The organism is Clostridium sp. UBA4548, assembly GCF_002387895.1.
Classification (GTDB): Bacteria; Bacillota; Clostridia; order Clostridiales; family Clostridiaceae; genus Clostridium_J.
In genome coordinates this window covers 1-21,076 of the sequence record NZ_DGLI01000013.1, presented here as the reverse complement: position 1 = coordinate 21,076, position 21,076 = coordinate 1, and the positions used below count along the sequence as shown (strand labels likewise).

The following is a 21,076-nucleotide window of genomic DNA, read 5'->3' as shown; positions in this document are numbered from 1 at the left end:
AACAAGTTCATTTTGTTAACAACTTTGGAAGCAGATTTTCAGTGCTACCAAAGCAACTTATCTAGGCTGAGCAATTGCCACTTTAGAATATGGTAGACTTGAAGCTTCCAAAATGTTGTTAAACAGCATCTTCTCCAGCAAATTGGCTGTTGTAAAGATCAGCATAGAAGCCACCTTGATTTAATAACTCTTTATGATTTCCCATTTCAATGATTGTTCCCTTATTCATAACTAAAATAAGTTCTGCATCACGAATAGTAGAAAGTCTGTGAGCAATTACAAAACTAGTTCTGCCCTGCATTAAGTTAGCCATAGCTTTTTGAATTAATACTTCTGTTCTTGTATCAACGCTACTTGTAGCTTCATCAAGTATTAATATTGCTGGGTCTGCAAGGATTGCACGAGCTATAGTTAAAAGCTGTTTTTGTCCTTGAGAAATATTAGTTCCTTCTTCGTTAAGCACTGTATCATAACCCTGTGGAAGAGTTCTTATGAAGTGATCTGCATGGGCTGCTTTCGCTGCCATTACAATTTCATCCATAGTAGCTCCTTCTTTTCCATAAGCTATATTTTCTTTAATTGTTCCATTATATAACCAAGTATCCTGAAGTACCATACCAAACATTTTGCGAAGTTCACTACGTTTAATATTAGTTATGTCAACTCCATCAATACTTATCCTACCAGAATTAATTTCGTAGAATCTCATCAATAGATTAACAAGAGTAGTTTTACCTGCTCCAGTTGGTCCAACTATGGCTATAGTATCTCCTTGTTTAACCTGTAAATTCATGTCTTCAATTAGTGGTACATCTTCTTTATATCTAAAGGCCACATGGTCAAAGGATACTTCTCCTCTTGGATTTTCAAGAACCACTGCATCACTACTGTCTGGAATTTCCTCTTCCTCATCAAGGATTTGGAATACACGTTCAGCACAAGCGACTGTCGATTGAATAACGTTAGCTATATTTGCAGTTTGAACAATTGGCATTGTGAAAGATCTTGAGTATTGAATAAAGGCAAGGATATCACCGATTCCAAGAATACTCTTAGTAATCCACATTCCCCCTACAATACTTATTCCCACATAACCTAAATTACTGATAAAGTTCATTAATGGAAACATAATACCAGAAACAAACTGTGCTTTCCAACCTGTATCCATAAGTCTGTTGTTTATTGCTTCAAATTCTTCTATAGAATCTTTTTCATGTCCAAAAGCTTTAACAATTTTGTGTCCAGTGTACATTTCCTCTACGTGTCCACTTAAAAGTCCAATTTCCTTTTGCTGAACCGCAAAGTATTTTTGTGATTTCTTCGCAATAAGAGCAGTAGCCATTACATATAATGGTAAGGTTGCTATTACAATTAGTGTAAGTATTGGACTTATTGTAAGCATCATAATGATATATCCAACTATAGTTATAACAGATGTGATTATCTGTGTTAAACTCTGTTGAAGTGTTGTTGCTATAGTATCAACATCATTGGTAACACGGCTTAGTATATCTCCATGAGCATGAAGATCAAAATATTTTAGAGGTAATCTTGAAAGTTTCTCATCTACTTGTCTTCTTAAGTCACGAACTGTTTTTTGAGATACTCCCGACATTACAAGTCCCATAACTAAACTAAAGATTGCACTTATTATATACATACCTATTAAGATTAACGCAATATGACCAATGTATACAAAATCGTACTCGCCATTAGTTTCTCTTATAGCACTAATTACTGAATCTACTTGTTCATCAGTAAACTTAATATTGTCCTCTGGATTTGCTGGAGCATCCTCCATAGTCCCTTGCATTTTCTTTCCTAAATCCATTACTTTTCTAGCTACATCAGCTTTTTCATCCGCATTTGTTAATGTATCAAGCTTTGGAAGGCCAAGGAACTCTTGAAGTGATTTTATACCTTCAGCATCCATTTTTGTTTCTGAATTTGTATTTTCTGTATCACTTCCCATATCTGGCATGTTGCTAAATATAGTAAGCATTTGATTTAATACCTTAGTCTTTTCCTCTGGATCAGTTATAGTATCTATCATAGGAAGGTTTAATAAATCTTGAACATTCTTAAGCTGCTCAGGACTCATGCTTTCTTTACTAGTTCCACTATCTTCATTCATCTTTGGCATCTTACTAAATATATCTACTAGTTTACTGACTGTAGCAGTTTTTTCAGCCTCATCAGTAATACTACTTATATCTGGTAGCGCTAATAAATCTTGAACAGTTTGCATATCCTCTGGCTTAATTTTGCTCTCTGTACCTGCATTACCACTAGACATAGCTGGCATATTTTTAAATATATCCACAAGCTGAATTAAATTATCACGCTTTTCCTTTGGATCTTGTATTTCCTTAAGAATTGGAAGTTTTAATAATTTTTCCATAGAAGTCTTTGCACTTTTATCCATAGTTCCTGTTGAAGTTGAGTTTGAACTAGTGCTAAAGTCTTTTATTTCTGGAATTTTAGCTAATGCCTTATTCATAGTTGCTGTATCCATCTGCATAGAGGAACTTTGTCCACCAGGCATAGTTTTTGCCATATTCATAAACTTTTTAATTATATTAACCTTTTGGTTTGGATCACTAACGCTATTTAGCATAGGTAGCTTTAACAACTCTTTTGTGCTTGCTAAGGAATTCTTATCTATTTGTCCATTAGCTGGCATTGCTTCCAAAACATCAATAAATTGAAGAGTTGTTTTAACTTTTTCTTGTCTACTTCCTTGAGCTTCAATCATCGGAAGCTTCATTAGGTTCTGCATAGCTTCAAGAGTTTTAGGGTCCATTTGCTGTGGCTGTGTTTGAGGTGCTTGAGCTACACCTTGTTGCATTTGCTGCATCTGTTGCATTTGTTGCTGAGTCTGAGCCACTAACCCCTTTTGAACTGTTCCCATTTGAGTAGTTATTTTATCTACTGCTGTTACTTGTCCGCTAGCTACTCCTTGGTGTAGTTGTATAGCAATTCCCTTATAAACTTCATCTACTGCTTTAACTTGAGCCTCTGCCATACTTGTAGTTATAGAATCCACAGCCTTAGTTTGACCTTCAGCCATATTGTCCTTAATTTGGTCTACAACCTTCTTTTGAACCTCGCCCATCTTATCCTTCATTTGGTTCACTGCTTCATTTTGACCCTTTGAAAGTTCAGTAAGCATTTTACGAGCCATATACGCATTTTGAAGTTTGTTCATGGCTTTACTAGTAACTTTAGGTGCTGCTATTGTAAAAGAAGTACTAGCAATAGCAAATATTAAAACTACAATTAAATTTATTTTATGGGGTCTTAAATATCTAATTAATCTTCTGAAGGTGCCTTTAAAATCCTTTGGCTTTTCCACAGGTCTTCCCATAGGCCCATGACCGCCACTTCCACCTCTTGGTCCACGACTTATTTTTTTATCTTCACCCATGGCTATTTCATCTCCTCCTCTGAAAGTTGTGAGGATACAATTTCACGGTAAACATCACAATTATTTAGTAATTCTTTGTGAGTACCCATTCCCGCAATTCTTCCTTCATCTAAAACTATAATTCTATCAGCATCCATAACTGTACCAACCCTTTGAGCAACAATTATTACTGTTGATTCTAGAGTTTCTTTTTTAAGTGCAGCTCTTAACTTTGCATCTGTCTTAAAGTCTAAAGCTGAAAAACTATCATCAAATATATATATTTCCGGTCTTCTAACTAGAGCACGTGCTATAGATAAACGTTGCTTTTGACCACCAGATACATTTGTACCACCTTGTGCAATTTCATGGTCATAACCTCCATCCATAGTAGCTATAAAATCAGCTGCTTGTGCCACCTCTGCTGCATGTCTAATTTCTTCTTCAGTAGCTTTATCATTACCAAACTTTATATTTTCAGAAATAGTTCCTGAGAATAACACAGCCTTTTGCGGTACGAAGCCTATTTTATTACGAAGATTATCCTGAGAAATCTCTCTTATATCTACTCCATCTACAAGAATGCTTCCACTATCTATATCATAAAATCTTGGAATTAAGTTCACTAAGGTTGACTTACCAGAACCTGTACTACCAATAACAGCAGTTACTTCCCCTGGCTTTGCTGCAAAGGATATATTATTAAGTGCTGGTTGTTCAGCTCCATGATAGCTAAAGGTTACATCCTTAAACTCCACATAACCCTTTCCATTAAAATCTTCCTTTGTGTTTTCTGCATCTGTTATATCAGGCACAGTTTCTAAAACTTCATTAATTCTTACTGCTGCTGCTTGAGCACGAGGAACCATTATAAACATCATTGCTAGCATAAGCATTGACATCATTATTTGCATTGCATATTGAGTAAAGGCTGCAAGAGCTCCTAAGTCCATGCTACCTTCACTTATTCTAATTCCACCAAACCAAAGAATTGCTAAAGAAGTGAAGTTCATCACCAGCATAATAGAAGGCATCATGAAAGCCATAATTCTATTAACTTTAATATAGTTTTGAGTTAAATCCACATTGGCCTCATCAAAACGTACTCTTTCACGTTCAATTGTATTAAAAGCTCTTATAACTCTTATTCCTGTAAGCTTTTCCCGTAGAACTAAGTTAATTCTATCAATTTTTACTTGTACTTGCTTAAATAGTGGCATCATTCTTGATGCTAGTATAGCTACAACTATTGCAAGAACAGGTATTGAAACTGCTAGCACCCAAGTGAGTGGTTTATCCTTGCTAAGAGCCATAAAAATACCACCTGTTGCCATAATAGGTGCACTAATCATCATACGCATTATCATTACAGTAACTGTTTGAATTTGAGTAACGTCATTTGTAGTTCTTGTAATAAGGGTTGCAGTTCCTAGCTTATCAAATTCATTTAAGGAAAAACTTTCAACTCTTCTAAAAATCTTACTTCTTAAAATTGTTCCAAGTCCAGTTGCAACCTTTGCTGATAATAAACTGGCAAGAATAGAAGCAATAACTCCGCCTCCAGCAACTAAAAGCATGATTCCACCTATTTGTAAAATTCTACTTGTATCTCCCTGCATAACTCCTTCATTAATTATGTCAGACATTAAAGTTGGAAGATACAAATCTCCAATTGATTGTAAAGCCACAAAAATTAAAACTGCAATAACCATAGCAGTATATGGCTTTAAGTTTTTATATAACTTAATCACTGATAATCATCTCCTGACAATTAAATAACTTCTTTTTATTTACTACTTATTAATTATTTTTTTCCTTCAACTTATATATTTAATTGCTTACCAATTAAAAAAATATATAGGTACTTATGGATTAAGCCCTACTAATGTTATACAAATCCCAAATGTAAACATCTTAGTATTTACCTGAAACTCATATTAATCAACTTCACAATTATTTAGTCGCCTAATTTATCCAAGCTAGCTTTTGTTAAATTATCCCTCATTTGAAGAAAAAATCTACGAAGCAACACCTTCTCCTCCTCCGTAAAATTACTAAAACACTCTTCATTAAGAGTTTCAAAAATACTCTTAAGTCTCTTACACATTTCTCTACCCTTATCTGTGATAAAAACTCTAGAGATTCTTTGGTCTTGCTCATCCTGTTTTCTTGTAAGCAGTTCTGACTTTTCCATTCTTGTTATCATAACAGTTACAGTTGCAGGCTTAATCTTAAGCTTATCTGCAAGTTCTTTTTGACTTTGACCATCCTTATAATATAATGTAAATAACAGTGGTGGCTGTCCTGGATAAATCCCTTGTTTCTCTAATAAGTTATGAGAACGGGTAAAATGCAACTTTATTATTTGCCCAAATACATGGTATAAATTATCTGGATTAAAGCAACCCTTATCCTCCATTTATTATATTCCTCCTCTATGTATCGCATGCTAAAATTAATTAGCCGTCTAACATAATTTATAATATCATTTAGTCGACTAACAGTCAATATTAATATTATGTCCTTGTTGTTAATTGTTTTTTACTTTTTATATATAAAATATTTTTTTATTATATATTTGTTAGCTCTACTTTTATCTTAACTTTACCCCCTATAAAAGTGTTGTGTTTAAAATTAATGATTATACTATCTTTACTAGATACTTTTAAGCAAAAGTTAGTTATGAAAATTATTAATTCATAATAAAATTATGAAAAAAATTAAAAAAGCCATGCACTTTCATGCACAGCTCACCATAGTCACTTACTTGATACTCTCATTAGCTTTAAATTATAAATAACTTCAGCTGTTGCTTTTAACCATGAGTTTTTTTTTAATAACAATCTCTACCGCTACTTAATTATTTTTAAATGGAGATTTCCTTCTTTCTTTATTTCTGTAGTCACTTTAAAATATTTTAGTTAAGTTTTATAAATACTTAGCCGCCTGTTTATCAACTATTACTATTACATTAGGATGAAGCTGAAGCACTGAAGCTGGAATTTCAGGGGTTATTTTTCCGTATAATGTATCATAAACTATTTGTGCCTTTGCCTCACCAGAAGCTAATAACAATATTTTCTTTGAGTTCATTATTGTCTTTATGCCCATGCTTATGGCTTTCTTAGGAACGCCTTTAACATCTTTAAAGAATCTAGCGTTAGCATAAATAGTATCTGTATCTAGGTTTACAAGATGGGTTATAGCTTCAAATTTAATGTCAGGTTCATTAAAACCAATGTGTCCATTTCTACCTATACCAAGAAGCTGCATATCAATGCCACCCTTTTCAATAATTTTTTCCTCATAGTATTCACACTCTTTTTGTACATTTTTAGCTAAACCATTTGGTATATGAATTTTATTACTATTTATATCTATATGATTGAATAATTTGTCTCTCATGAAATAACTATAACTATTAGGATTATTACTATCTAAGCCATAATATTCATCTAAATTAAATGTAGTAACACTTGAAAAGCTAATCACACCTTGTTTATGTAGCTTTATAAGTTCCTCATAGGTTCCTATAGGCGTGGAACCAGTAGCTAATCCTAAAACACTTTCTGGCTTTAGAATTAGTTGACTTGCCAAAATGCTTGAAACCTTTTTGCTTAATTCCTTATAGTCTCTAGCAATAATAACTTTCATATGATCCCTCCCTCAGTAGAGAGCTTTGGTTGTTTAACATAAAGACATTGTAATTCCAAAAGGCTAACACAGTTAACCGTTACCCCTAATTCCCAAGGATATTACTTGCAATGGGGGCATTGTCTCCCAACTTAAGAAACCTTTCACTTAACTCTATCCCACAACTTATTGCACTTTTAGAAGTAATATACTCCCCAAACTGTGAGATACTTGAAAAAAATTCTTTTCCGTTATTTGTTGATTTATTACGCACAACCCTAACTACTTTATCTATTGCGGAGTCAATGCCTATAGTGGCCTTCTTAATTTTTTTATCTCTTTTGTATTTTTCTAAAACTTCTATAACTCCATTTCTACCCTTCATAGCTCCCCTGTTTATCATGTTTTTTTCTTTAACTTTATTAAATTTCCCTATGCCGAACCTCTTAGTGAATCAGCTATACTTCTTTACAATAGCCTTCATTTCACTAAACTTTCCTTCCATATCCATAACCATTTTAAATTGAGTTCTTGCTCTATCTAAATTATGATTTTCCCTATAAATTTTAAAATAAATATCGCCATTTAAGTGATCGCTTAAAAATCTAATCCCACATTCTAGGGTCATGATTTTAGCTGCAAAAGGTAAATACTCTATTTCAATGTCCCTTAGTGAGTGCTTAGTCCCTTCTAAAAATCCGTGAGTAAAATGCTCAAACAGTGATAAATCCATCGATACTTTAGATAAGTCTCTCTCATCTTCCTCTGCTAGATTAGCTCCAGAACGAATAGAATCCCCGAAGTCATAAAGAGATAATCCGGGCATTATGGTATCTAAATCTATTACACAAATTCCCTCACCGGTTTCATTGTCTATCATAACATTATTAAATTTTGTATCATTATGGGTAACCCTAAGTGGTAACTTCCCTTCATTTAAAAGGTCTACCAAAATAGTGGTTTCCTTTCCTCTTTCCAATACAAACTCTATTTCCTTTTTAATATCCTTAGCTCTATTCATTTTATCCTCAGCTAAGGCCATCAAAAATTCTTCATATCTAGCTTTAGTATTATGAAAGTTTGGAATGGTTTCATGTAGCTTTTCTGCTGGAAAGTCAGAAAGTAATTGCTCAAAGTTTCCTAAAGCCTTTCCTGCATTGTAAAAATGTTGTAAGGTTTCCACTACCTGATAGGTCTTTGCTCCTTCAATAAATACATAACTTCTCCAGTAATCTCCTGATGAACTATGGTAAAAAGGTTTATGATCAACAGTATATATCAAATTTAATGTTTCTCGATGTGGATTTCCTCCCAAAGCGTTGATTTTATTCTTTAAAAACCTAGTTACATTCTCTATATTTTCCATAAGTTTTTCAGGTTCTTTAAAAATATTTGTATTTATTCTTTGCAAAATATATCTAACAACTTTACCTTCATACTTATTAAAGGTTACTGCAAAAGTATCATTTATATGGCCAGAACCATAAGGCTCTACCCTAATCAAATCACCTTCATAATTGAAGTGATTTACTATTTCTTCAAAATTATAATTATTATTCATCTTGCTTCCCCCATAAATTTGCTGGATATATGCCCTTATGAACTAAGTTTAAGATTGCAGTGTTTATAATCTGTCTATCTTCTTTATAAGTAACACCATACCATTGCTCCTCAGATTTAAGAACTTTTACTTTAGCTTTATTTTCATGGATCAAACTATCGATTACAGTAGGTAAAAAATATTCTGCTTTTAAGATTTCATCCTGTTTTTCCTCTAAAAAAATTCTGAATTTCTTTTCTAATTCATCAAATATACTAGGTGTAAGTCCCCAAGCATTCATTGAAACTATGCTGCTTTCTGGAATACTAACCCATTTTTCTCCATTTTCACGATATTTTACTTCCTCCTGAAACTTTTTTATTTCAGTTCTTTCTCTAATTTCTCTTAAAAACCCTAAGTCATCAACTTCACATACTCCTCTAGCGACATAACCATTGTCAGAAAGAGTATTTTCTAACTTAAAGCCTACCATTGCATATTGGTAAAGCTCTTTATTATCCTTTAACCTTATAAGATAATCATGGATAATTTTATAAGTAGTAGCTCCATAAAAATCATCTGCGTTAATTACTAAAAAAGGTGTGTCTACATAGTTCTTACAGCACATAATTGCATGAGCTGTACCCCAAGGCTTACTTCTCTCTTGAGGTACGCTATACCCCCTTGGTAACATATCTAACTTTTGAAATACATAAACCGTTTCGATTAAGTCTTCAATTCTTTTTCCTATACTATTCTTAAAGTTCTCTACCTCTTCTTCTTTTATTATAAATATGACCTTTCCAAAGCCTGCTTTTATAGCATCATAAATTGAGTAGTCAATTATAATTTCCTCATTAGGACCAACAGGAGTAATTTGCTTTAAGCCTCCAAATCTACTCCCCATGCCTGCAGCCATAACCACTAATGTAGGTTTTATCATAATGGTATTCCCCCTTTACTCCTTAACTGTCTCCATAACCACTTGGATTAGTACATTGCCAGCACCAAGCATCTGCACACATATGGTAAATTGTCCTTTTAGGTTTAAAATCTATTTCCTTTTCAGCTTTTGTTGGGTCTGCATAGCATTGTGAAATATCTCCTGGCCTTCTTCCAACAATTTTATAGGGAATTTCCTTTCCTGAAGCTAATTGAAAGGCGTGAATCATTTCTAAAACACTGTACCCTTTTCCAGTTCCGAGATTATAAGTTATAACCCCTGGTCTTTCCTCTAGTTTCTTTAAGGCTTTAATGTGTCCTTGAGCTAAATCCACTACATGAATATAGTCTCTTATTCCAGTTCCATCAGGAGTTGGGTAATCATTACCAAAGACCTTAAGTTCCTTAAGTTTTCCTATAGCTACTTGTGAAATAAAAGGCACTAAGTTATTAGGAATTCCATTAGGGTCTTCCCCAATTTTTCCACTTTCGTGAGCACCTACTGGATTAAAATACCTAAGAATAGCAATATTAAAATTATTATCAGATGTATATATATCCCTTAGAATTTCTTCGATAAATAACTTAGTTCTTCCATAGGGGTTTGTGCAGCTAAGAGGGAATTCTTCTGTAATTGGTACAGTACGCGGATTACCATAAACTGTTGCAGAAGAGCTGAAAACTAAATTTTTCACCTTGAAACTTTGCATAACTTCACAAAGGATTAGTGTACTAAAAAGATTGTTATTATAGTATCTAATCGGATTTTCAACAGATTCGCCTACGGCCTTTAAGCCTGCAAAGTGAATTACTGCATCTATCTTATTTTTCATGAAAATTTCTTCTAGAGATTCTTTATCTCTTAAATCTATTTTATAAAACTTTATATCCTTATGGGTTATTTCCCTAACTTTTTTTAAAGCTTCTTCACTACTATTTATAAGATTATCTACCACCACTACTTCATAACCAGCTTCTAAAAGCTCTACACAAGTATGGCTTCCAACATAACCAGCTCCCCCAGTTACTAATATCTTCATTTTAAGCCCCCCAATCTTATTAAAACTTAACTAGTAGTAATAATAAGTTCTATAACTTTAAACTCATTTGATTTGTCTATATTAAAATTATAACTTTCAAAGGAATTTTAATATTTATCAAAATGGACTTTTAATTTGTCTAAAAAGACATATACATTAATTGTTAGTATCCTGCTAATTAATTTATTTTTGCATTTAATATTTTATGTTTTTAATTTAAAAATTGGTTATCCTCGCCAAATGCTATAACTTCCTGAGCAACTATACCTATCTCAATAGCTTTGAGACCAGCTTCACCACCAACTTTGGGTTGCTTTCCTGTTTTTAATCCCTGGATAAAATCATCAATAATATGTTTATCCCCACCACCATGCCCCTCTGACATCTGGAGGTTTTCAAAGGTTGTTTTTTCTTCCCTATCATATATACTATTTCTTAATTGAATGGTAATTAAATCCTTTGAATCATCAAGTTTTAGCTTACCTTTAGTTCCAATAAATATATATTCTCTATTATCCTCTGGAGTATAATGACATTCCATGTAACTTACTTTAACCCCACTTTCATAGTCCAATAACATAAGGTGATTATCTAATACATCCACTTCTTTTCTATACACACACTGATTTCTCCACTGATTGTAAAGTACTTCGGCACCTTTTCCATCTGGTCTTTTCCAGCTTATATTTCTATCTACTATAGCCTCACTACAATAACCTCTATCTTCACACTTTTGGCACACTAAATCATTTGATTTGTCTCCACCAAACAAGTCCTGACTGCCAAGAGCCACAATTCTTTTAACCTTAGAATTTACTATCCAATTTATCATATCAAGGTCATGACTCCCCTTTTGTAGAAGTAAACCTCCTGTATTTTTCATACTTCCATGCCAATCATGAAAATACCAATCACTTCCCGATCCTACAGAATGTAGTACCCAACCGGTTTTTACCTCTCCAATTATGCCCGAATCAATTAATTCCTTCATTTTTCTGTAAGCCTTGTTGTATCGTAAAACAAAACCCACAAGGAGTATCTTACCGCTTTTATCCCTTGCCTCAATTACTCTTTTGCCGCCCTCAATAGTTATGGCTATGGGTTTTTCTAAAAACACATGTTTTCCTGCCTGAAAGGCTGCAACTGCTTGTTCTTCATGAACATAATCTGGACTTAATATAATGACCCCTTCTATATCTTCTCTAGCAAGTAAATCCTGATAATTCTTATATTTATGCCATTGCTGATCAAATTTATTACATAATTGATTCATACTATATTCGCTAACATCTGATAAGGCAACAACCTGAAGTTCCTTTCTTTCTAGAATTTCATTCATAAGAAATATAGCTCTCATTCCTGCCCCAATGATTCCAATTCTAAACTTTCTCATTAACATTCCTCCTTAATTTCACTGATGTAGAACTTACTAGCAACTTTTCTACTTCCTTTAATCTCAGTAATAAGTATTTTAAAATTTAATTTGGTAATTTTTACATCCCTTTAATTTGCTCTTATTTTAATAAACATATATTCCATACTTTGCTAGACAAACCCCTTGTATTACCATTAATATAGTAATGGGGGGATATATGAATGAATACTTATGCAGAAGAATATTATAAAACACCCATTAATCTTGTAATTAATATAGATGAAATTGTTACTATTCATTATTTCGAATTTGCTTCTGACTATATCTTTAGAGGAGAAAAACATGACTTTTGGGAGTTTTTGTATGTAGACAAAGGTGAAGTAGAAGTAATGGCCGACACTAAAGGATACAAGCTTACCCAAGGGGATATTATTTTTCACAAACCCAATGAATTCCATAGTGAATGGGCCAATGGAAAAGTAGCTCCTAACCTCATGATTATGAGCTTTGAGTGCAAAAATCCAGCTATGGACTACTTCTCTAATAAAATTATGCAAATAGAAGCCTCTGAAAAAAATTTAATTGCTGAGATTTTAAAAGAAGCTAAACAGGCTTACAGTAATGCCCTAGGTGGTCACAATAAACTACTTAAACATGAAAATCCTCTTTTTGGTTCAGAACAGCTTATTAAAATTCATCTGGAACTGCTTCTAATTAGATTAATTAGAAAAGGTAGTTTTGATCACTCTTCTAAAAGGCTCAATGAAAGTACTTTAGAAAAAATGGAAAAAGGGTTAGTGGATAATATTATTGAATATATGCGTGAAAATATATCTTCTGATTTAACCTTTGAAGATATCTGCAGTCATTTTGCCTTAGGTAAAACCTATTTAAAAACTTTGTTTAAAAACAAAACAAATCTTGGTGCTATGGCATACTTTAAAAATCTTAAGATTGATGAAGCAAAAACTCTTATAAGAGAGCAACAGCATAACTTTACTCAAATTGCTTATATGCTGGGTTATAAATCAGTCCATACCTTTTCTCGTTCCTTTAAAGAAGCTACCACCATGTCACCATCAGAATATGCTTCTTCAGTAAAAGCAAAGGCCAACCTATAATTGGGTCGGCCTTTTTAATTACACCTGAATAATTTTTTCTTCTCTTATAGCCTTGTGAGCTAAAAGCCCTGCTTCAATAGCATAGTAACCTGCTTCGCCTCCTGCATTTGGTTGCTTGCCAGTTTTTAGAGCATAAATAAAATCATCAAGAATATATTTATCTCCACCTCCATGGCCTTCTGAAGACTGTAGATTTTTATAGACAATTTCTTCTTTCCTATCATACATTCCATTTCTTATCTGAACAGTTATTGTGTCATTTGCATCATCTAACTTTATTTTCCCTTTTGTCCCAATAAAAATATATTCCCTATTATCATCTGGAGTATAGTGACACTCTAAATAACTTACCTTAACTCCATTTTCATACTCCAATAAAACTTGATGATTGTCTAATACATCTACTTCTTGCCTATAAACACATTGATTTCTCCACCTATTGTATAATATGTCCGCATCATTTCCATTTGCAGTTTTCCATGCTATCCTGTGTTCTTTAATAGCTTCTGTGCAGTTATTTCTTTCATCACACTTTTCACACACTAAATCATTTGATTTATCCCCTTTAAAAAAATCCCTGCTTCCCATAGCAGCAATTCTTTTAACCTTTGAGTCCACAACCCAATTAATAATGTCAAAATCATGGCTTCCCTTTTGAAGTAGTAGTCCTCCTGTATTTTCCATTAGTCCATGCCAATCATGGAAATACCAATCACTTCCTGCTCCTACTGAATGAAGTATCCAGCCTGTCTTAACTTCTCCAATAAGGCCACTATCTATAATTTCTTTCATTTTCTTATATAGTTTGTTATATCTTAAAACAAAACCAATCAAAAGTGTCTTTCCTGATTCATCTCTTTTTTTAAGAACTTTTTTAGCCCCTTCTATAGAAATTGCTATTGGTTTTTCAAGAAACACATGCTTTCCTGCCTCAAAAGCTGCAATTGCTTGTTCTTCATGGCAATAATCAGGACTAGCTATTATAACTCCTTCTATATCTTCATGGGCTAATATATCTTTATAGTTATCATACTCAGTCCAATTTATCTTATAATTCTCTGTAACCATATCTAGACTTTCTCTATTTATATCACATACAGCTACTACCTCAAGTTCTTCTCTCTTTAGAACTTCATTCATAAGAAACATAGTTCTCATTCCAGTTCCTATAACACCAACTTTAAATTTTTTCATTTTTATCCTCCCATCCTCATATGGATTTTCATTCTATAATCCCCTACATTTATTTTACTTTATCTAATTTTTCATGTATTTAACAATTTGGGCTGAATATTTATTTAGATGGACAAAAAAATAAAAAGCCTCTGCTGCATAGCAACATGGCTTTTAAGTATTAAACTCATAGTTTTTTCATTTTTACTATTTATAAAGATTTTGTAATTACTAAACCCTCAACTATCTTACAGAGAGATCTGAAGACTATTTTACCTTTTTAGAGCTCAATAATTTATCGTTCTTCTCTAAAATATGCTCCACCTAAAGCTTTAGGTCCACTATTTTTTCTACTCTTTTTAAGTGATGCAAACACTAATACCACTATGGTTACTAAATAAGGTAACATATCGATTAAGTATTGAGATATTTGTATACTAGTTCCTTGAAGTCTGAACCCAATTATTTCAAGTCCTCCAAATAAGAAGGCTCCCAGTAATGCTTTATATGGGTTCCAAGTAGAGAAAATAACAAGGGCTATTGCTATCCAGCCTCTCCCAGCTGTTACTCCTTCTTGCCAGGTAGGTACATTTACTAAAGAAAGATATGCTCCACCAAGACCACAAAGAGCTCCACCTACTATAACATGAACATACTTATATAAAGTTATATTTATACTTGCAGCATCTGCAGCAGCTGGGTTTTCACCAACCGCCTTAAGATTTAAACCCTTAGAAGTGTTATACAAATATATTCCTAAAATCACTGTAAGAATGTATCCCATATAAACAAAGATATCTTGCTTAAAAAATATAGTACCTATAAATGGTATATCAGACAGTATTGGAATCTCTATTTTACTAAAAAAACGTTGTAGGTTTTCTGGCGCAACTTGCCCTACAAAACCCTTACCTACAAAGTTTGAAAATCCCGTTCCAAAGATAGTTAAGGTAAGTCCTGTAACTTCCTGATTAGTTCTTAAAGTAATAGTTAAAAAGGCATAAATAAATGCCCCCATTGCTCCTGCTGCCATAGCTGCAAGCAGTGCTAGCAAAGGGTTTCCAGTTTTTAATCCTGTGGTAAAGCCAATAATTGCACCCATTAGCATCATACCTTCAACACCAAGATTTAGATTCCCTGATTTTTCAGTAATTATCTCACCTAAGGTAGCAAAAAGAATTGGAGTTCCTGCAACAATGGCTGCTGCTAGAAAAAGTTCTAAACTAGACATTACATCTCCTCCTTTGTAACTTTAAGTGAATTAACCCTTGGCTTCTCTTTTGAGAATACTACTTTATATTTTATAAAGAATTCGCATCCTAGTACAAAAAATAAAATCACAGACTGAATTATCAGTGCAACAGCTTCAGGAATATTGAAGGCTGTTTGAATATAAGTGCCTCCCTCCACAAGGGCTGCAAATAGAATTGAAACTATAAGGGTAGCAAAAGCATTTAGCTGTGAAAGCCAGGCAATTATTATTGCAGTAAAGCCAACACCACCAGAAACCTGCATTGAAAGGGTATTATACACAGCTGAAACCTGTATCATTCCAACTAGTCCACATAGTCCACCACTTATAATCATTGCAGTTAGTATAGTTTTATTAATATTAATTCCAGCATAAAGGGCTGTATTTTCACTTTCCCCTAAAACAGATATTTCGTAGCCCTTTTTTGTATGATTAATAAATATGTATATGATTATTACTAGTAATATTGCAAATATCCAACCTATATGGATTCCAAACACCTCAGGTAGCACCGCTGACTCCTTAAAATTCGGAATTTTAGGAAACCCTTTTGCATTAGGGTCTTTCCATGGGCCATACTGAAGAAAAGTTACTAACTTTAAAGCTATGTAATTCATCATCAAAGTAATAATAGTCTCATTTGTACCTAATTTTGTTTTTAGCATTGCAGGAATAATAGCCCAAAGAGCACCACCTAAAATACCAGCTAAAATCATCATGGGTATTACTGCAAAGGCTGGAATACTCGTTAGTTTCAAAGCTACAAATGAAGAAGCAAGAGCTCCCATTAAAATTTGACCTTCTCCTCCTATATTCCAGAACCTCATTTTAAAAGCCACTGTAATTCCAAGGGAAGTGATTACCAAAGGAACCGCTTTAACAATTGTAGACTTGGTTTTATATAAAGATCCAAAGGCACCCTTTAACATGGAACCATAAACTTCAAAGGGATTTAAGGATAAAAACAATAAAAACAAGGAACAAACTATAAGTGCTAAAATAACTGCTGAGCTACGAATTATTATACTTTCTCTTTTAGTTATTTCGCTTTTCTTTTTAAATCTTATCATGCTATCCCCTCCTCAGTCTGTGGTTTTGTTCCTCCTGCCATAAGTAAACCTATATCTTCCTTTACGCAGGTTTTAGGATCCACTATACCAGTGACAGTACCATCACAAATCACCATAATTCTGTCACAAAGTTGCATTAGTACATCTATATCTTCGCCTATAAATAGTACTGATACGCCCTTAGCTCTCTGTTCGTTAATTAAATCATAAATTGCATAACAAGTATTTATATCAAGACCTCTAACAGGATAAGCCATTATAAGTAAATGAGGGTTACAGTCTAGTTCTCTACCTAATAATATCTTTTGAATATTACCACCAGATAGATTTTTGATAGGATAATATATATTTGGTGTCTTTATATCTAGCTTGTTTTTTATTTCTTCAGCCTTGATTCTCACTGGACCTCTGTTGATAAAAATACCTTTGTCCTTATAATAAGCTTTTAACATAAGGTTTTCCACCATATCCATAGAAGCAACAAGGCCCATGCCAAGTCTATCTTCTGGAATAAAACTCATGGATATTCCTTTTGACATTATTTCTCTTGGACTTTTGCCAGCTATATTTTCACCTTGAAATATTATTTCTCCATTATTTATCTTGCAGATTCCTGAAATTGCTTCGCATATTTCCTTTTGTCCACTACCTGCTATACCTGCAATACCTAGAACTTCTCCCTTATACATATCAAAACTTACCTTGTTTAAAGCATAATTCCCCTCATTATTACAAACCTTTAACTCTTTAACCTGAAGAATACTTTTCCCTATTTCACAGTGAGATTTTTTTATAGATAAATCCACACTTCTTCCAACCATAAGTTCCGCCAGTTCTCTTGGACTTGTTGCATCTTTCTCTAAAGTTTTTATGGTTTCGCCTTTTCTAAGTACAGTAATCCTATCTGCAATTTCCATAACCTCATCCATTTTGTGAGTTATAAAAATAATTGCACAGCCATTTTCCTTCATTTTCCTCATTATTCTAAAAAGCTTTTCTACATCTTGAGGTGTGAATACAGTTGTTGGCTCATCAAGAATTAAAATCTTTGCTCCTCTATATAAAACCTTTATTATCTCTAAGATTTGTCTTTCAGCCACAGACATATCATAGACCATTTTATCTAGATTTATATTTAACTCGTATTTTTCACAGATACTATTAATTTTTTCATCCGCAGCCTTTTTGCTTCTAAAAAAGGAAATTTTTTGTCCTAAAACTATATTATCTCTTGCACTCATAGCCTCAACTAACTTAAAGTGCTGATAAATCATTCCGATACCTGCTTTTATAGAATCCTTTGGAGAAGAAAAACTTACTTTCTTACCATGAACAAATATAGAACCCTTGTCAGGAGTATAAACCCCTGACAACATGTTCATAAGAGTACTTTTTCCTGCTCCATTTTCTCCTAGAAGAGCATGAACTTCACCTTCATACACTTGAAAACTAATATTTTTATTTGCTACTACACTTCCAAAAGACTTTGTTATATCTTCCATGGAAATAAAATGTACTCTTTTATTCATTAAAATCACCTATTCCAATTATTTTGCGCTAGGACTACCTTCAACACCCTGAACAAACCAATCCATACTTAATTGCTCTTCATCAGTAAGGGTTTTTCCTGCAGCTAGTCTTTCTTTTCCTGCTTGATCCTTTAATGGGCCAGCAAATACATTAAGTTTGCCTGAAAGTATATCTGCCTTAGCAGCTTCAACCTTTTCCTTTGCTCCTTCTGGTGCATTAGCAGTTAGTGGAGCTAAAGCAACAACTCCATCCTTCATATTTCCCCAATAGTTTTCTGCTTTCCAAGTTCCTTCTTTTATTTTCTTAACTTGATCTACATAGTAAGGACCCCAGTTCCATACAGCAGAAGTCATATTTGCCTTAGGAGCTTTATCCGCCATATCTGAATGGTAACCAACAGCAAAGGCTCCCTTTTCTTCCGCTGCTTGTTGTACAGCTGGTGAATCCATGTGCTGAGTTAGAACATCTGCACCTTCATCTAATAGTGCTAAAGCTGCTTGTTTTTCAATAGCAGGATCATACCAAGTGTGAGCCCACTTAACCACTACTTTTACATCTGGATTAACTGCTTGAGCTCCTAAAGTAAATGCATTAATACCTCTTATACACTCAGGTATTTCAAAAGCAGATACAAACCCAATTTTATTTGTTTTAGTCTTTAATCCTGCAACCATACCAGCAAGATATCTTGGCTCTTCTATTCTTCCAAAGTAATTTACAAAGTTTGTTGTATTAGACTTATAGCCCGAAGCATGAAAGAATTTAACATTTGGATATTCTTTAGCTGCTTCTTCTGTACCATCCATAAATCCAAAGCTTGTAGAGAAAATTACATTAGCTCCCTCATCTACCATACCATCTATTACTTTTCTTACCTCTGCCTTATCTTCCTTAACATTTTCCTTTGCAATTGTCTTTACATTCAACTGTTCTTCAAGATACTTTCTACCTTGATCATGTTGATAAGTGTATCCTCCATCTCCTGGAGGTCCAACATAAATAAAACCTACTTTTATCTCATCCTTGTTATTACTGCTTGTTTTTGCAGCCCCACTATTCCCACAGCCTGCAAATATTGCAGTAGCCATGAATAAAGACGTTACTAAAGAAATTACTTTTTTCATTTTTACACTCTCCTTATTTAACTAGTAATTAAATTTATAATGTTAACCACAAAGTCCTTAAATCCTTAGGCCTTGCATTACTATTTTATCTGTAGTTGAAGTTATAATATTAAACTTGAAAATTATGTACCTTTACTTACTTAAACACTATATTTCCTTCACACATAGATTCAACTATGGCTAGTGATTCAACCTTTACTCCAGTTTCCTCTACCTTGCTTCTTCCATCTTGGAAGGCCTTTTCAATAACAATCCCTACACCTGTTGGATGTGCACCGGCTTGTTTTACTATATTAATAAGACCTTTAGCAGCATTTCCATTGGCCAAAAAATCATCTACAATTAGGACCTTGTCCTCTTTTTTCAGAAACTGTTTTGAAACTCTTATTTTGTAATTCTTATTCTTTGTAAAAGAATAAACATCTGATTCAAAGACCTCAGAATCCAGATTACTTGCTTCATGTTTTTTTGCAAAAACCACTGGAACCTTAAAATACTGTGCTGCTATGCAAGCAATACCTATGCCTGAAGCTTCAACTGTGAGGATTTTTGTTACTTCCTCACTGCTAAATCTTCTTTTGAATTCTTTTCCAATTTCATTAAATAGCTCTACGTCAATTTGATGGTTTAGGAAACTGTCTACTTTTAGTACTTTAGTTCCAATTATAAAACCGTCTTTCACAATTCTTTCTTTTAAAAGTTTCATAACCATATCCTTTCTCCATTAAAAATGGTCAAAATAAAAACTCTCCAAATTGGTTTCCAATCTAGAGAGTTGAATACAAGTTAAGGCAATGAGAAAATATTAATATATAATATTCTCAAAATCCATGTTAAAAATGGAATCAACAAAATTCTTACAATGCCTATGTATAACCCTCGTAGTCAGGCTGTTTGCGGCTGCCCGGTAGAAACGCTTGGACCATATTTCCAAACATATACGAAGTATAAATCTACTATTAAATTATATATTTACGAACATTCAACAAAATATTTTTCCTATTATTCGTAAACACCCTTTATTTATATATTATCTTATATTAAAACAGGATTAATTGCAATACTTTTCATAAATAAAAGCCATATTGATTAACTCAATATAGCAAATATTTAGCTTCTTATAAAAAAATATCCATTAAATTTCATCTTAACTAAAAACTACCTACCAATGCTTTGCAAAGAATATTATTTCACTTCTTTGTTTACTCACCGCAACTAGGCTTAACTTCCCATGATTCCAATCAAAGGGTTTATAGGGTTCACTAATAATTAGATAAATTGTAAAGTCTATGGGCAATTTATTATACCCAAAACTGTCAAAGGATGCCATTTCTACTCCATTAATCTCAGCTTCTCTATGATTCGACTTTCCTATCCATTTTGCTCCTTGTGAGAATTCCTTAATATAATTTTCAATAGAGTTTGAATCTGCGGAAAACTTTAACTTATACCCCTCGCCTCCTTGCAAAAAACCAGGTTGATAATTAAACATAGCATTCTTTGCATCAGTTGGTATTTTACTTGGGAAATGCTTTATCAGTTCACTGTTTTCATAATCATTTAATTTCAAAACTCTATGATATCTACTTAAATCAGTTACTGTAGCAAGGGGTGCTGTAATAGCCATAAATATAAATGCAAAACTCATTACAATTGGCATAATAACTGTTAATACACTTGTTAGAATAATCGCTGCTTTCCTTTTTAGCTTATCTTTTATAGTAAAAAAAGTAATTGCTCCAAAGGAAAGAAAGGGTATAGCAAAAATTAACCCCGAAAAATAATAAGGCTCAATTGACCTTACAGTTACAAAAAAATATATAAAGTTAAATAAAACAAATGAAATCAGGAGTCTGTAAAATAATTTGTG

The 21,076-nt window shown here is 33.2% G+C and carries 17 protein-coding genes and 1 riboswitch; of the genes, 1 reads left to right on the top strand and 16 read right to left on the bottom strand.

Annotated features, from left to right (window positions below; genetic code table 11):
• Positions 1-118 precede the first annotated feature (118 nt).
• From B3040_RS04140 to B3040_RS04100, 9 genes are all read right to left on the bottom strand, one after another.
• Entirely contained in the window at positions 119-1,972 is a 1,854-nt protein-coding gene (locus tag B3040_RS04140) for an ABC transporter ATP-binding protein (protein WP_291570768.1), read from the bottom strand.
• 1,457 nt (positions 1,973-3,429) lie between these two features.
• Complete coding sequence (locus B3040_RS04135; RefSeq protein WP_291570515.1) at positions 3,430-5,157, bottom strand: ABC transporter ATP-binding protein; 1,728 nt, start codon at positions 5,155-5,157, stop codon at positions 3,430-3,432.
• 206 nt (positions 5,158-5,363) lie between these two features.
• The gene (locus B3040_RS04130; RefSeq protein ID WP_291570513.1) at positions 5,364-5,825 is read right to left on the bottom strand and encodes a MarR family winged helix-turn-helix transcriptional regulator; all 462 of its coding nucleotides are present in this window, start codon (positions 5,823-5,825) and stop codon (positions 5,364-5,366) included.
• A 509-nt stretch (positions 5,826-6,334) separates the two neighbouring features.
• On the bottom strand, positions 6,335-7,060 hold the full coding sequence (gene nagB, locus B3040_RS04125; RefSeq protein WP_291570511.1) for a glucosamine-6-phosphate deaminase: 726 nt from the start codon (positions 7,058-7,060) through the stop codon (positions 6,335-6,337).
• 85 nt (positions 7,061-7,145) lie between these two features.
• Entirely contained in the window at positions 7,146-7,442 is a 297-nt protein-coding gene (locus tag B3040_RS04120; RefSeq protein WP_291570509.1) for a hypothetical protein, read from the bottom strand.
• A gap of 51 nt (positions 7,443-7,493) precedes the next feature.
• Positions 7,494-8,600, bottom strand: a complete 1,107-nt coding sequence (locus tag B3040_RS04115; protein ID WP_291570507.1) for a phosphotransferase enzyme family protein — start codon at positions 8,598-8,600, stop codon at positions 7,494-7,496.
• Positions 8,593-9,522 carry a sugar phosphate nucleotidyltransferase gene (locus tag B3040_RS04110; RefSeq protein WP_291570505.1) on the bottom strand — a complete coding sequence of 310 codons (930 nt, stop codon included), beginning with the start codon at positions 9,520-9,522 and terminating at the stop codon, positions 8,593-8,595. Before B3040_RS04110 ends, B3040_RS04115 begins: the two co-directional genes overlap by 8 nt.
• Positions 9,523-9,544: 22 nt before the next feature.
• Complete coding sequence (gene galE / locus B3040_RS04105) at positions 9,545-10,561, bottom strand: UDP-glucose 4-epimerase GalE (RefSeq protein WP_291570503.1); 1,017 nt, start codon at positions 10,559-10,561, stop codon at positions 9,545-9,547.
• A 211-nt stretch (positions 10,562-10,772) separates the two neighbouring features.
• Positions 10,773-11,954, bottom strand: coding sequence for a Gfo/Idh/MocA family protein (locus tag B3040_RS04100; RefSeq protein WP_291570501.1), 1,182 nt, complete (start codon positions 11,952-11,954; stop codon positions 10,773-10,775).
• A 203-nt stretch (positions 11,955-12,157) separates the two neighbouring features.
• Between B3040_RS04100 and B3040_RS04095 the strand changes: the two genes are divergently transcribed.
• The gene (locus B3040_RS04095) at positions 12,158-13,057 is read left to right on the top strand and encodes an AraC family transcriptional regulator (protein WP_291570498.1); all 900 of its coding nucleotides are present in this window, start codon (positions 12,158-12,160) and stop codon (positions 13,055-13,057) included.
• An 18-nt stretch (positions 13,058-13,075) separates the two neighbouring features.
• Here the strand turns inward: B3040_RS04095 and B3040_RS04090 are convergent, their stop codons facing one another.
• The 7 genes from B3040_RS04090 to B3040_RS04060 form a co-directional block, all read right to left on the bottom strand.
• A complete protein-coding gene (locus B3040_RS04090) occupies positions 13,076-14,251 on the bottom strand; it encodes a Gfo/Idh/MocA family protein (protein ID WP_291570496.1) in 1,176 nt (391 codons plus the stop codon).
• A gap of 274 nt (positions 14,252-14,525) precedes the next feature.
• Entirely contained in the window at positions 14,526-15,461 is a 936-nt protein-coding gene (locus B3040_RS04085) for an ABC transporter permease (RefSeq protein WP_017415318.1), read from the bottom strand.
• On the bottom strand, positions 15,461-16,552 hold the full coding sequence (locus B3040_RS04080; protein ID WP_291570494.1) for an ABC transporter permease: 1,092 nt from the start codon (positions 16,550-16,552) through the stop codon (positions 15,461-15,463). Before B3040_RS04080 ends, B3040_RS04085 begins: the two co-directional genes overlap by 1 nt.
• A complete protein-coding gene (locus B3040_RS04075; RefSeq protein ID WP_291570492.1) occupies positions 16,549-18,081 on the bottom strand; it encodes an ABC transporter ATP-binding protein in 1,533 nt (510 codons plus the stop codon). The genes B3040_RS04080 and B3040_RS04075 overlap by 4 nt, the downstream gene beginning before the upstream one ends.
• 18 nt (positions 18,082-18,099) lie before the next feature.
• Complete coding sequence (locus B3040_RS04070; RefSeq protein ID WP_291570490.1) at positions 18,100-19,206, bottom strand: BMP family ABC transporter substrate-binding protein; 1,107 nt, start codon at positions 19,204-19,206, stop codon at positions 18,100-18,102.
• A gap of 136 nt (positions 19,207-19,342) precedes the next feature.
• Positions 19,343-19,912, bottom strand: coding sequence for a xanthine phosphoribosyltransferase (locus tag B3040_RS04065; RefSeq protein WP_291570487.1), 570 nt, complete (start codon positions 19,910-19,912; stop codon positions 19,343-19,345).
• A 156-nt stretch (positions 19,913-20,068) separates the two neighbouring features.
• Positions 20,069-20,170: riboswitch (purine riboswitch) on the bottom strand.
• Between the two features lie 198 nt (positions 20,171-20,368).
• Positions 20,369-21,076 (bottom strand): hypothetical protein (locus B3040_RS04060; RefSeq protein ID WP_349679161.1); only part of this gene is annotated, 708 nt, incomplete at its 5' end.